The following is a 12,660-nucleotide window of genomic DNA, read 5'->3' as shown; positions in this document are numbered from 1 at the left end:
TGTGTACCAGAAAGAGCCGACGAACCTTTGACGAAAGCGTTACGCCGTCCTCATCCGCTGGCAAGCGTTGCTATTTCCAACCCTCCCAAAACCAGGCGGATGTCTTCGCGGATTTCCTCGTCGGATATTCGCGCAACGTCCTTGTGGCAGGGTATGTTGACGACCCGGCTGAAAATATCCATCGCGCGCGGCAGAGGCGCTGCAGGCACATAATATTTCTGCAAGGTCAGATAACGCGCATGCAGCAACCGTTCATAGGGCACCTCGCAAGGCGCGAGAAAGGGAATACTGGTCAGCGGAATTGTACCGACCGGAGCGCTTAGTGGTTTCAGTCCCAGATCGGTTGCAATTGCGATGACCCGATCACGTTGTTCCAGCGATGGCGGCCCCCAGCGATCAACGCCTTCGATCCGATCGATCAGGAAAGCACAGGCCACGTCTGAAATCTTGCTGTTTCCGACCCAATATGGGCCATCGCGCAGATCCAGCCCATAGCTGATCAGTTCAACAAGATGTTCCGCCTGATCCCGGGGCAGGATCGCCAGACCGCCCTCACCCAGTCCGTAGGGTTTGGTATGATGCAGGCTGATGGCCTGCCAGGGAACGTCCGGAAGGCTTGTATGAAAGCCCGACGCATTGTCCATCAAAAGCCGCTTACCGGCTCGCTGCGCAAAGGCCACGTAATCCGAGAAATCGCTGTGCAGACCAAACGGATTGGTCACAATAATTCCATCATAGCTGACCGGATCCAGAGCCTCGAGCGCCTGCAGGTCCAAACGCCCGGTTTCATCACAATCGATAAACAGGACATCGTTGAACCGTCCCCGCCCCAGATTTTGAAACGTATAGGCAGAGGCCACCCACTTCAGCGGGCGGCCCGCACGGCAGGATTGCAGGGCAGCCAGCGCCTCAAGCGCCATGCCCCCATTGGTCATCGGCACAATATCCCAGGTTTCAGGCAAGCCGACATGTTCGACACACAGCGCCCGCAGCGCGTGATAGAGCGGTCCTTGATTGGCCCACTTGCTTTGACCGACGCATTGCCCAAGCAATTCGGCCACGCGATCCATATCTGGCTGCTTTTCTTCTACGAATTGAACCTTGTGACCCTGCATCCTGTCATGCCACCTCTGGGGAACACTTCAACCCTATTCCGATCGCCGTAGGCATGCGTAGAAAAATTATGTGATGCGCCACTATGGTAGAGAAAGCGGGCATAATTGCATCGCTACCCCACATACTGTTCACCTCTTCAAAACAATTCGCCTAAAGGCCAATTCAACTCAACACGACACTTACCGCACGCATAAAATTATGAACGAATCCCCCAACCGGTTCCGGGGCGATCTGATTGATACCTATCAGCAGGCAGAAACACAGAACCAGCACATAGGTAATCTTGTGCACCGGCGCGCTCAGCCCTGCCCGCGTTTCGGCGAGGATCAACAGCAGGAAGGTCATGACAAAGACCTGCATCGACAGCCAGCGGCTCCAGTCCGTTGCTATCGGGTAGAGCACGAAAGGCGTCCCCGCGCAGAACAGGAACACAGCCCATTCAAAACGCCCCTTCAAAACCCGGCGTGCTGCCCAGAGACCCGGCAGCAACAGCAGCACAGTCATCAGGATGACGACCGCTATATTGACGCGATCCAGAACAATGACCTTGACTGCCGAGGTCGTGCCGTCAAATCCGTCAACCAACCATGGGAAAATCCCGATACACAAACTATCGGACAGCCCCGCCGCCACCAGACGCGCGCACATGGCATCGGTATCGGGCACACTGACATAAATGACCGAGAACACCGCCGCCGCAAACGTGATCAGCCACAGTGCCAGTACAGGAAAGACCACCCTGTCACGCCCACAGCGCAGGTATAGCGCCGCGCTCAATCCCGGGGCCAAGACCAGATTACCTTCGTGAAAGAAGACGGAAACACCGTAGATAACGACGGCTGCCACGACACCCAACTGGCCGCTTGTCCGGGCAAACAGCAGCGGCAGAAACGCCACCAGTCCCAACAGTTCTTTGCGATATGCAGAGGTGGTGTCATTGACCCAGAACAGCACCAGCGCTGGGCTGAGCAACAGGATCACCACCATGTCCGGCATCTTCAGTTGCAGCGCCTTGATCAGAAGAACCGCAATCAACAGCAACGTCAAAGCGGCCTGAACCGCACTGACCAGCCACAGGGCACTGACCCCCGATAGCTGCGACAGATACAGAAAGAACTCGCCCGAGATACCTCGGCGCACAATCCCGCTGGAATAGTTCACCAACCAGTCCGCGTGCTGAAATCCGCCGCCGCCCGACTTGGTCAGATAAACGAGACGCCGCAACAAAAGCAGCACCGAGCAAAGAAAAACAAAACAAACCAAAAGCGCGTTAAAGCGCCTGACACTCGTCAACATATCACTCACACCCTAAAAAATCAGATCACTCCAATACAAATATTCATCTGGGAGTGAGCTTAGGGCGCATCTGAAATGTTCTCAAGCGTGCCTGGTCGGCACAATTGATCGGTCATATGTGAGAGCGAGTAGACCTGTCAGGCTTGTTTGGTGCGGTCGAGAAGACTCGAACTTCCACGGGTGTTACCCCACAGCGACCTCAACGCTGCGCGTCTACCAATTCCGCCACGACCGCACTGCCAATGACTTGGTAGAGGGGCGTATAGACGCTGAATCGCACGATGTGAAGAGGCAAAACGCGGTGGATTGAAATCGCCTGTGCTGGCCATATCTTAGCGCAATACGAACCAGCCCGGAGCCACCCATGTCCTCGCCTGATCATCGCCCGACCTTACAGATTGATGTCGTCTCGGACGTGGTCTGCCCGTGGTGTATCGTGGGCTTTCGTCAACTCGATGCTGCGCTGAAGCAGGAGAATGTACTGGCCCGCCTGCGTTGGCATCCGTTCGAACTGAACCCGACAATGGGACCAGAGGGGCAGAACCTGCGCGAGCATATCGCCGAAAAATATGGCTCGACCCCGGAACAAAGCCAGCAGGCGCGGGATCGGCTGACCGCCTTGGGGGCTGAGCTTGGGTTCACCTTCAATTTCACCGATGACAGCCGCATCGTGAATACCTTTGCCGCGCATCAGTTGCTGGACTGGGCGGAAACGCAGGGACGGCAGCATCCGCTGAAACTGGCCTTATTCGAGACCTATTTCACCAATCAGCAGGATGTCTCCGACCCGGAGGTGTTGCTGGGGGCGGTCGAACTTGCTGGGCTGGACCCGGAAACGGCGCGCACGGCGCTCGTTTCAGGCGCGCATGTTCAGCCGGTGCGTGAGAAACAGCAATTCTGGACCAGCCGGGACATCTCGGGCGTGCCGTCGATGGTGTTCGGCGGGAAATATCTGCTGACCGGTGCGCAGGGCACCGACACTTACGCGCAGGTTCTGCAACGCTGCCTGGCCGAGGCTGCCTGACCCCTTCCCCCTGCCCCGCGGACGGTCTAAGGAACTGCCATGGAATGGAAGACCACTGACGGGCTGATCAATTACGAAGACGCCACGGCGTTCATGGAGGCGCGCGTTGCCGCAATTGCGGCAGGCGAGGCGGACGAGTGTATTTGGCTACTGGAGCATCCGCCGCTTTACACCGCCGGAACATCCGCGAAGCGTGAAGACCTGACAGACCCGGACCGCTTTCCGGTTTATGAAAGCAAACGTGGCGGTCAATACACCTATCACGGGCCGGGTCAGCGCGTGGTTTATGTCATGCTGGACGTGGGAAAACGCGGCCACGACGTGCGCCGCTTCGTTCAACAGCTTGAAGAATGGGTGATCGCAGCCCTCGCCGAATTCAACGTCACCGGCGAAATTCGCGATGGCCGTGTGGGTGTCTGGGTTCAGCGACAGGACAAGCCGCTGACAATGAGCGGTCAGACCGCCGAGGACAAGATCGCGGCCATCGGGATCCGCCTGCGGAAGTGGATCAGTTTTCACGGCATCTCGATCAATGTTGAGCCCGACTTGTCCCATTTCTCTGGTATCGTTCCCTGCGGCATTCAGGAACACGGGGTGACGTCTCTGGTCGATCTGGGGTTGCCGGTGACGATGGATGACGTCGATGTGGCCCTCAAAAAGACCTTCAATGAAGTCTTCGTTGCCGAAGGTGTCTGACGAATAAGTGATTCCACGTACTCGAGGCGACCAGATCAAAAGTCCGAAACAACAATGCCCGGAATCCCGTCATTCTGTTTCTCAAACCATACAGCCGTTTCCTTTGAATCGCCCCAATTCGCCTTAAATTCAGGGATTCTTCACATCCCCTCCTTACAAACGCCATCTAACCACATAGTATAGAGTTACCGTTCATGAGTGAGTGGTGTGTTAACCGGTGATCACGGGGCTGCTCCCGCGAAATCCGAGAAGTGCTTGGTTACGAGTCTGCCGTTCCGACCCCATATCGGAACGGCAATTCTCATTTTGGGGTATCTGTTTTTCGGAACAGCCGGACAAAGGCAGGCCCGCACGGCGTTTCCCGTTTGCTTGGAACTTGATCGCTGGCGGAACCCGTCAGGTTCGGGCCAATGCGGCGCGAATCTTGTCAGCATGCTCGGCGATCTGGTCGAAATCTCCCATCTTGCCCGGCGGACGCATCGAGACACCTTCGTGACGTGGCAAGACGTGGACATGCAGGTGAAACACCTCCTGCCCGCCTGCGGCTTCGTTGAACTGCTGAATGGTGACACCGTCGGCATCAAAGGCAGCTTTGACAGCATGCGCCATCTTCTGCACCGTCGCCATAACCGCAATCAGTTGTTCAGCCGAGGCATCCAGCATGTTGCGGCAGGGAGTTTTCGGAATGACCAGCAGGTGGCCGTCCGACCGGGGCATGATATCCATCAGAGCGACCGTATCATCGTCTTCATACACACGGTTCGACGGGATTTCCCCGCGCAGGATCTTGGCAAAGACGTTTTCGGGATCATAAGCGGTCATCTCGGGCCTCCGGTGTTGAACTTTGCTGTTGTTCTGAGCCGCCGCCAGATGCGGGTCAAGCGGGTTTCCCTCCAGCCTCACTTGAAATCACGGATGGAACTCCCAAATCACTCGTATCCAAGGTCTGTTTGTCGGGCAGCAATGCCAGCCCGCGACAATTATTCTTGATCCAGATCAAACTCGACCATTGAAGGTCGCCCCTTCGCAATCTAAAACCAGCAGGAATCCCGCGCGTTGGAGAGGTCCGGCTGCGCGGTGTAGTTGCAACAGGAGGCACCTAATGGCAGACGCAGCCATTCATGGTCACGACCATGAAGACCAGCGCACATTCTTCCAGCGCTGGTTCATGTCGACCAACCACAAGGACATCGGGATTCTTTACCTGATCTTCTCGGCACTTGCCGGTCTGATCTCGGTTCTGATGACCGTTTACATGCGGCTCGAGCTGATGCACCCCGGTGTTCAGTACATGTGCCTCGAAGGCTTCATGGCCGATCCTTGTACCCCTAACGGACATCTGTGGAACGTGATGATCACCTATCACGGTGTTCTGATGATGTTCTTCGTGGTCATCCCCGCGCTGTTTGGCGGATTTGGCAACTATTTCATGCCGTTGCAGATCGGCGCGCCGGATATGGCGTTCCCGCGGATGAACAACCTGTCCTTCTGGCTGTATGTTGCCGGCACCTCGCTGGGCGTCGCCTCTCTGCTGAGCCCCGGTGGTAACGACCAGCTTGGTTCGGGCGTCGGATGGGTCCTCTACCCACCGCTGTCGACGACCGAGGGCGGCATGTCCATGGACCTTGCGATCTTCGCCGTACACGTATCGGGCGCCTCCTCGATCCTCGGCGCGATCAACATGATCACCACCTTCCTGAACATGCGTGCGCCGGGCATGACCCTGTTCAAGGTGCCGCTGTTCAGCTGGTCGATCTTCGTCACCTCGTGGCTGATTCTGCTGTCGCTGCCGGTTCTGGCGGGCGCTATCACCATGCTGCTGATGGACCGCAACTTCGGTTTCACCTTCTTTGATCCGGCCGGCGGTGGCGATCCGATCCTGTATCAGCACATCCTGTGGTTCTTCGGCCACCCGGAAGTGTATATCGTGATCCTGCCCGGTTTCGGCATCATCAGCCACGTGATCGCGACCTTCTCGCGCAAGCCGATCTTCGGTTACCTGCCGATGGTCTGGGCGATTATCGCAATCGGTGTTCTGGGCTTCGTCGTTTGGGCGCACCACATGTACACCGTCGGCATGTCGCTGCGTCAGCAGGCCTACTTCATGCTGGCCACGATGGTCATCGCGGTTCCAACAGGGGTTAAGGTCTTCTCGTGGATCGCGACCATGTGGGGCGGTTCCATCGAGTTCAAGACGCCGATGCTGTTTGCCTTCGGCTTCCTGTTCCTGTTCACCGTTGGTGGTGTGACCGGCGTTGTGCTGTCGCAGGCGGGTGTGGACCGTGCCTATCACGACACCTACTACGTGGTTGCGCATTTCCACTATGTGATGAGCCTAGGTGCCGTCTTTGCGATCTTTGCAGGGATCTACTTCTACTTCGCCAAGATGACCGGTCGCCAATACTCAGAATTCTGGGGCAAGGTTCACTTCTGGCTGTTCTTCATCGGCGCCAACCTGACCTTCTTCCCGCAGCACTTCCTGGGCCGTCAGGGCATGCCGCGCCGTTACATCGACTACCCCGAGGCATTCGCCCAGTGGAACTTTGTTTCGTCGATTGGCGCCTTCATCTCCTTCGCCTCGTTCCTGCTGTTCTTCGGTATCGTGATCTACGCCCTGACACGTGGCGCGCGTGAAACCCGGAACAACTACTGGAACGAATACGCGGATACGCTGGAATGGACCCTGCCTTCGCCGCCGCCCGAGCACACGTTCGAGCAGCTGCCCAAGCAGGAAGATTGGGACAAGGGCCACGCGCACTGATCCCGACCTGAGAGACAAGAAAACCCCGCCCATCGAGGCGGGGTTTTTCGTTCCGGAGCGGCTTGGACAGGCTGGGCAGTCGCCAGAACAGCAAAAATAGGCTATTCTGGTTCGCGCGATGTATCCGGCCAACCGGAGGGGTTTGCGATGCCCGAGATCGACTTTTGGTACTCAATCGGCAGCACCTACAGCTTCCTGACCATCAAACGGCTGGACGACTGGTGCGCGGAACATGATGCCACCGTGAAATGGCGTCCGTTCAACGTGCGCACTGTCATGTCCGAACAGCAAAACATCCCTTTCGCCGGTAAGCCGGTCAAATCCGCCTATATGTGGCGCGATATCGAACGTCGGGCGGCCAAGTATCACATCCACGCCAACCTGCCTGCCCCCTACCCGGTCTCAGACCTTGCGCTGACCAATCAGGTTGCCCTGCTGGGCATGACCGAAGGCTGGGGCAAGACGTATACCCAGGTACTCTACGGTATCTGGTTCGAAGAGGGGATCGAGGCGGGATCTGAAACCGCCATCACCGAAGCCCTGCATCGCACCCAACAAGACCCGCGCCTGGCCCTTGCCCGCGCCCGCAGTCCGGACATGGTTGAGGCACTGGAGGCCGAGACCAACACCGCACTTCGTCTGGGTGTGTTCGGCGCGCCCAGCTTTGTCGTACGTGATGAGGTGTTCTGGGGTGATGACCGTCTGGACGACGCGCTGTCATGGGCGCGCGTCGGGCACGTGATCTGACAGTTTTGGGCTTCGACTTTGTCGTTTGCTGAGCTAGGTTCCGGCCATGCCTTATCGATGGACTCAAACCTCGGATTCCAGACAAGAGTTGCGCCTGTGGCCGCACAACTCCCTTCCCCCGCGCGGCGCCATGATCGTCATCCTGTCAGTGTTCCTGTTCGGGCTGATTCCGCTGCTGGCGATGCTGGGCTCTGTCGTCCTGTGGGGCTTGCTGCCCTTCCTGCTGCTGACGGTTCTGGGCCTCTGGCTGGCGATCCAGACAAACTATCGCGCACGCAGCGTGTTCGAGGTGCTGACGCTGGACAAGACGCAGGCGCGCCTTGTGCATCACCACCCGCAGAGGGGTGATCAGGAATGGTCCTGCAATCGTTACTGGGCCCGCCCCGAGATGCATACCAGCGGCGGACCTGTGCCGCATTACGTGACATTGATCGGTGATGGGCGCGAGGTTGAAATCGGCGCGTTCCTGTCCGAGGATGAGCGGATCGCGCTTTACGATGATCTGAATCGGAAACTGCGCGAACCCGCGTGATCAGCCGCCGTTCGAGGCGGCGCACAGATGATCCTTGACCATCGGCCCGACCTTGCCGAAATCCATCTGGCCGGTATAGCGCGTTTTCAGCTCGCCCATCACTTTGCCCATATCGCGGATCGACCCCGCGCCCGTGGCCGTGATGGCGGTTTGAATCGCTTTGCTGACCTCATCGTCGTCCAGCTGCTTGGGCAGGAACTCCTCGATCACCTCAACCTCGCGCAGTTCACGCTCGGCCAGGTCCAGACGTCCGCCTTCTTCATAGGCACGCGCGCTTTCCTTGCGCTGCTTGGTCATTTTCCCAAGGATTTCAAGCACCTCGGCATCGCCACAACCTTTCGCCTCTTCATTGTCCGAGGCGCGTGAGGCGATGTCACGATCCTTGATCGCGGCGTTGATCAGACGCAGCGTCGACAGACGCTCGGCCGCTTTGTCTTTCATTGCTTGCTTCAGGGCGGCATTCACCCGTGATCGCATATCCATATGGTCTGTCCATCCCCATGGCAAAGGAACCCCGACCATATCGAAACAAAAAGGCAGGCACAACAGGGGACCAATGCATCTAACTTATTGATTTTCAACAATAGCCCAAAATTTGAACAGGCTTGACCAAAGCGTACAACCCCCTTAGGTATGCGCCGGTTTACCTTGCAGGAGAGTCGCGCCATGGCCCAGAACGCCCCGTCAAAGCCCACCGCATGTCTGGCATTGGCCGACGGAACGCTGTTCTACGGAATTGGCTTCGGCGCAACCGGCCAGACCGTGGCCGAGCTGTGCTTCAACACCGCCATGACCGGCTACCAAGAGATCATGACCGACCCCTCTTACGCGGGCCAGATCGTCACCTTCACCTTCCCGCATATCGGCAATGTCGGCGTGAACCCCGAGGATGACGAAACCGGCGATCCGGTGGCCGCAGGCATGGTGGTCAAATGGGACCCGACCGAGCCGTCCAACTGGCGCTCGGCCGAAGAACTGAAAGGCTGGCTGGCCCGTCGCGGGCGCATCGCAATCGGTGGCGTCGACACCCGCCGCCTGACCCGCGCCATTCGTCAGCAAGGCGCGCCACACGTAGCGCTGGCCCACGACCCCGAGGGCAATTTCGATATCGAGGCGCTGGTCGCTGCGGCACGTGGATTTGCCGGGCTGGAAGGCATGGATCTGGCCAAGGATGTCACCTGCGTCCAAAGCTATCGCTGGGACGAGATGCGCTGGGCCTGGCCGGACGGCTACACACGGCAGGAAGCGCCTCAGCACAAGGTCGTCGCGCTCGACTTCGGCGCCAAACGCAACATTCTGCGCTGCCTGGCCTCGGCCGGGTGCGACGTGACTGTCCTGCCTGCCACCGCAACGGCGGCCGAGGTTCTGGCGCATAACCCTGACGGTGTGTTCCTGTCCAACGGCCCCGGCGACCCGGCGGCAACTGGCGAATATGCGGTGCCGATGATCAAAGAGGTTCTGGACACCACCGACCTGCCTGTTTTCGGCATTTGTTTGGGTCACCAGATGCTGGCGCTGGCACTGGGTGGACAGACCGTCAAGATGAACCACGGCCACCATGGCGCCAACCACCCGGTCAAGGATCTGGACACCGGCAAGGTCGAGATCACCTCGATGAACCACGGCTTTGCCGTTGATGCGCAGACCTTGCCCGATGGCGTGGTGGAAACCCACCGCTCGCTGTTTGACGGATCGAACTGCGGCATCCGCATGACGGACCGCCCGGTCTATTCGGTGCAGTACCACCCCGAGGCGTCGCCCGGCCCACAGGACAGTTTCTACCTGTTCGAACGCTTCGCTGCAGCCATGGCGGACCAAAAAGCACAAGCTTAATACGGAATTCAACAACGTTAACCGCGCGTTAACCCTGTTCAAGCAACCCTGCCGAGCGTGACTTTCGGCAGGGTTTTCTTATGGTTGAACTGAATCTCCAGCGTCAGACCTTAGCGCGGCCTGTGCCCGGCCCGCATTCGCGTAAACCGCTTGGAACCTGTCTGCTTGATCAGGGTGTCATCACCTCGGACCAACTGGCGCAGGCTTTGCGGTTGCAGGCGCGCCAGAATGCGCCCTTGGGGGAAATACTGGTCGGGGAAGGCTGGGCCAGTCGGGCTCAGGTACTCTCGGCCCTTTCCGAACAAACCGGCCTGCAGATCGCCGACCTTGATCAGATTCCGCCACCCCCAGAGCTGTGTGCGCTGAAACCGATTGAGTTCTGGCTGGAGCATAATGTGCTGCCCTGGATGCGGGTTGGTCCTATCCTGTTGGTTGCCACTGCCCGGCCCGACGGTTTCCCTGCCATCATCGAGGCCCTGCAGGATACCGGCCAAACCATCGTCCCGGTTCTGGCCGGGACCGAGCAAATCGACGCCGCCATCGCCCGTCACTATGGACAGCCGCTGGCCGAAGCCGCCGAGACCCGTGTGGACGCGCGGCAAAGCTGCCGCAACTGGTCTGCCAAGGCGCGGATGGGTCCGGTTGCAGTCGCTTTGTTGCTCGTGGTCCTGTTCGCTCTCTTTCCCGTCTCTGGCCTCAGCCTTCTTCTGGGCGCGACCTTGCTGACACTGGTCCTGTTCCTGATCCTCAGGCTTTCCGGTCTGATCGCCTATCTATGGCTCGGAAAAACGCGGAAAGAGCCGGACACAGAACAACCGGTCCGCCTGCCCTGTGTCTCGATCCTTGTCCCGCTATACAAAGAGCGTGAGATTGCGGACGTCCTGATCGCCCGTCTGCGCCGCCTAACCTATCCCAAAGCGCTGCTCGACGTCATTCTGGTGCTGGAAGAACAGGACGACGTAACCAAAGAGGCGCTGAAGCAGATCGAGTTGCCAAGTTGGATGCGCGCTATTGTGGTTCCGCAACGCGGTAAGCTGACCACAAAGCCCCGCGCGATGAACTATGCGCTGGATTTTTGCCGGGGAGACATTCTGGGCGTCTGGGATGCCGAAGACGCGCCGGCGGCGAACCAGATCGAAACGGTCGTCCGTCAATTCTCCGCAGCGCCCGAGGATGTGGTCTGTCTGCAGGGCATTCTGGACTATTACAATCCCCGCACCAATTGGCGGTCGCGGTGTTTCACTATCGAATACAGCGGTTGGTTCCGCGTGATTCTGAAAGGCATTGCCCGGCTGGGTCTGGTCGTGCCACTGGGCGGTACGACATTCTATTTCCGCCGCGACAAGCTTCTGGAACTGGGCGGCTGGGACGCCCATAACGTCACCGAAGATGCCGATCTGGGCGTGCGCCTGTGCCGCGCCGGATATCGGACCGAAATCGTGAACACCGCCACCTATGAAGAGGCCAATTTCCGCGCCTGGCCCTGGGTCAAACAACGCTCGCGCTGGCTCAAGGGGTTCATGGTGACTTACCTGGTGCATATGCGCGCGCCCCGACAGCTGCTGCGCGATCTGGGGGTGTCGAAGTTTCTGGGGATGCAGGCCTTTTTTCTGGGAACGTTGGGGCAGTTCCTGTTGGCCCCGGTGCTGTGGCTGTTCTGGCTCGCCTTTTTCGGCCTGCCGCACCCGTTCCAACCTATTCTGACACCCGGTTTCCTGACCGCTTGTGTCTATCTGTTCCTGGCAGCCGAAGCCGCCAACATTCTGGTGGGCATGCTGGGCGTCATCGCCGGAAACCGCAAGTTTCTGCTGCCATGGGTGCCGACGATGGTACTGTATTACCCGCTGGGTGTACTGGCGGCGTATAAAGGTCTGTGGGAACTGGCAGTCAACCCGTTCTTCTGGGACAAAACCCAGCACGGACACGCGGCCGAGGAATCCGACGCGGCTATTTCTCGCGCTGGATCGCATCCTGTTTCAGCCGGGTCATGAACGCGACCGAGATATGGTCCTGCAACGCCTTCGCGGCAGCATCCTCATCACGCGCAGCGATGGCCTTGATGATCCCGTCATGTTCGTTCTGGGCGATCTCATCCCGCCCCTCCGCCGCCAGCGACGTGGTCGCCATCAGCGCCATGGTCCGGTGCACCAGATCCAGTTGCTGCACCAGATAACGGTTGTGCGAGGCCAGATGGATCTGTTCATGAAACCGCCGGTTGGCCCGCGACAGCGCCGAGGGATCGCCCAGCAGCTTATTGTCGGCAATTACCATCTCCTGCAACACGCGGATTTCCTCTTCGGTGGCGTGCTTGGCTGCCAGCCGCGCGGCCAGCCCCTCCAACTCGCGCCGCACCACGTACAGCTCGGCCATCTGGTTGTGGTCCAGCGATGCTACGATCAGGGATCGCCCGTCCCGCTCGAGCAGCGATTGCGTCTCAAGCCGCTGCAGAGCCTCGCGGATCGGGGTGCGCGATACGCCGAAACGCTCGGCCAGTTCGCTTTCCACCAGCCGGTCACCGGGTTTGTAGACCCCCACATCAATCGCTTCGAGGATCAGACTGTAGGCATCCTTGTTGGACTGTTTGGAATGGGGCATCGGCTGTTTTCTCTCCTCGTTCGGCCCTGTCTATCCGCCACACGCCCCCCCAATCAAGTG

Annotated in this window: 12 protein-coding genes and 1 tRNA gene; 7 read left to right on the top strand and 6 right to left on the bottom strand. The window is 58.8% G+C overall.

Features of this window, described 5'->3' with window-relative positions; all coding sequences use genetic code 11:
• Window positions 1-50 precede the first annotated feature (50 nt).
• The 3 genes from ACR0K9_RS03520 to ACR0K9_RS03510 all read right to left on the bottom strand — a co-directional run bounded on the left by ACR0K9_RS03520 (window position 51) and on the right by ACR0K9_RS03510 (window position 2,647).
• Window positions 51-1,115 (bottom strand): DegT/DnrJ/EryC1/StrS family aminotransferase, encoded by a 1,065-nt coding sequence (locus ACR0K9_RS03520; protein ID WP_480820812.1) that lies wholly within the window; start codon window positions 1,113-1,115, stop codon window positions 51-53.
• Window positions 1,116-1,278: 163 nt separating this feature from the next.
• Complete coding sequence (locus ACR0K9_RS03515; protein ID WP_480820810.1) at window positions 1,279-2,340, bottom strand: hypothetical protein; 1,062 nt, start codon at window positions 2,338-2,340, stop codon at window positions 1,279-1,281.
• Between the two features lie 220 nt (window positions 2,341-2,560).
• Window positions 2,561-2,647: transfer RNA gene (locus tag ACR0K9_RS03510), tRNA-Leu, on the bottom strand.
• Between the two features lie 129 nt (window positions 2,648-2,776).
• On the opposite strand from ACR0K9_RS03510, the gene ACR0K9_RS03505 reads away from it, so the two are divergent.
• Window positions 2,777-3,436 carry a DsbA family oxidoreductase gene (locus ACR0K9_RS03505; RefSeq protein WP_480820808.1) on the top strand — a complete coding sequence of 220 codons (660 nt, stop codon included), beginning with the start codon at window positions 2,777-2,779 and terminating at the stop codon, window positions 3,434-3,436.
• 39 nt (window positions 3,437-3,475) lie between these two features.
• Complete coding sequence (lipB, locus tag ACR0K9_RS03500) at window positions 3,476-4,132, top strand: lipoyl(octanoyl) transferase LipB (RefSeq protein WP_480820806.1); 657 nt, start codon at window positions 3,476-3,478, stop codon at window positions 4,130-4,132.
• A 396-nt stretch (window positions 4,133-4,528) separates the two neighbouring features.
• Here the strand turns inward: lipB and ACR0K9_RS03495 are convergent, their stop codons facing one another.
• On the bottom strand, window positions 4,529-4,954 hold the full coding sequence (locus tag ACR0K9_RS03495) for an HIT family protein (RefSeq protein ID WP_480820804.1): 426 nt from the start codon (window positions 4,952-4,954) through the stop codon (window positions 4,529-4,531).
• Window positions 4,955-5,234: 280 nt separating this feature from the next.
• Here ACR0K9_RS03495 and ctaD point away from each other — a divergent pair, with 280 nt between their 5' ends.
• From ctaD to ACR0K9_RS03480, 3 genes are all read left to right on the top strand, one after another.
• Window positions 5,235-6,893, top strand: a complete 1,659-nt coding sequence (gene ctaD, locus ACR0K9_RS03490; protein ID WP_480533004.1) for a cytochrome c oxidase subunit I — start codon at window positions 5,235-5,237, stop codon at window positions 6,891-6,893.
• Between the two features lie 147 nt (window positions 6,894-7,040).
• Window positions 7,041-7,640 carry a DsbA family protein gene (locus tag ACR0K9_RS03485; RefSeq protein WP_480820802.1) on the top strand — a complete coding sequence of 200 codons (600 nt, stop codon included), beginning with the start codon at window positions 7,041-7,043 and terminating at the stop codon, window positions 7,638-7,640.
• A 46-nt stretch (window positions 7,641-7,686) separates the two neighbouring features.
• Window positions 7,687-8,172, top strand: coding sequence for a DUF2244 domain-containing protein (locus ACR0K9_RS03480; protein ID WP_480820800.1), 486 nt, complete (start codon window positions 7,687-7,689; stop codon window positions 8,170-8,172).
• Here the strand turns inward: ACR0K9_RS03480 and ACR0K9_RS03475 are convergent, their stop codons facing one another.
• The gene (locus ACR0K9_RS03475; protein ID WP_480470127.1) at window positions 8,173-8,655 is read right to left on the bottom strand and encodes a GatB/YqeY domain-containing protein; all 483 of its coding nucleotides are present in this window, start codon (window positions 8,653-8,655) and stop codon (window positions 8,173-8,175) included.
• Between the two features lie 183 nt (window positions 8,656-8,838).
• On the opposite strand from ACR0K9_RS03475, the gene carA reads away from it, so the two are divergent.
• Both carA and ACR0K9_RS03465 read left to right on the top strand, forming a co-directional pair.
• Entirely contained in the window at window positions 8,839-10,005 is a 1,167-nt protein-coding gene (carA, locus tag ACR0K9_RS03470) for a glutamine-hydrolyzing carbamoyl-phosphate synthase small subunit (RefSeq protein WP_480820798.1), read from the top strand.
• An 80-nt stretch (window positions 10,006-10,085) separates the two neighbouring features.
• Window positions 10,086-11,996: a glycosyltransferase family 2 protein gene (locus ACR0K9_RS03465; RefSeq protein ID WP_480820796.1), complete on the top strand. Its 1,911-nt coding sequence runs from the start codon at window positions 10,086-10,088 to the stop codon at window positions 11,994-11,996.
• Here the strand turns inward: ACR0K9_RS03465 and ACR0K9_RS03460 are convergent.
• On the bottom strand, window positions 11,953-12,600 hold the full coding sequence (locus ACR0K9_RS03460; protein WP_480533014.1) for a GntR family transcriptional regulator: 648 nt from the start codon (window positions 12,598-12,600) through the stop codon (window positions 11,953-11,955). The two genes, ACR0K9_RS03465 and ACR0K9_RS03460, sit on opposite strands and share 44 nt — an antisense overlap.
• Window positions 12,601-12,660: the final 60 nt, after the last annotated feature.

This window comes from Ruegeria sp. L12 (genome assembly GCF_056531745.1).
This window is presented reverse-complemented; position numbering and strand designations above follow the sequence as displayed.

Bases quoted from the DNA above. Each gene is read 5' to 3' on its own strand.
- ACR0K9_RS03520 (WP_480820812.1), bottom strand. From the start codon at position 1,115: ATGCAGGGTCACAAGGTTCAATTCGTAGAAGAAAAGCAGCCAGATATG.
- ACR0K9_RS03505 (WP_480820808.1), top strand. From the start codon at position 2,777: ATGTCCTCGCCTGATCATCGCCCGACCTTACAGATTGATGTCGTCTCG.
- lipB (WP_480820806.1), top strand. From the start codon at position 3,476: ATGGAATGGAAGACCACTGACGGGCTGATCAATTACGAAGACGCCACG.
- ACR0K9_RS03495 (WP_480820804.1), bottom strand. From the start codon at position 4,954: ATGACCGCTTATGATCCCGAAAACGTCTTTGCCAAGATCCTGCGCGGG.
- ctaD (WP_480533004.1), top strand. From the start codon at position 5,235: ATGGCAGACGCAGCCATTCATGGTCACGACCATGAAGACCAGCGCACA.
- ACR0K9_RS03485 (WP_480820802.1), top strand. From the start codon at position 7,041: ATGCCCGAGATCGACTTTTGGTACTCAATCGGCAGCACCTACAGCTTC.
- ACR0K9_RS03480 (WP_480820800.1), top strand. From the start codon at position 7,687: ATGCCTTATCGATGGACTCAAACCTCGGATTCCAGACAAGAGTTGCGC.
- ACR0K9_RS03475 (WP_480470127.1), bottom strand. From the start codon at position 8,655: ATGGATATGCGATCACGGGTGAATGCCGCCCTGAAGCAAGCAATGAAA.
- carA (WP_480820798.1), top strand. From the start codon at position 8,839: ATGGCCCAGAACGCCCCGTCAAAGCCCACCGCATGTCTGGCATTGGCC.
- ACR0K9_RS03465 (WP_480820796.1), top strand. From the start codon at position 10,086: ATGGTTGAACTGAATCTCCAGCGTCAGACCTTAGCGCGGCCTGTGCCC.
- ACR0K9_RS03460 (WP_480533014.1), bottom strand. From the start codon at position 12,600: ATGCCCCATTCCAAACAGTCCAACAAGGATGCCTACAGTCTGATCCTC.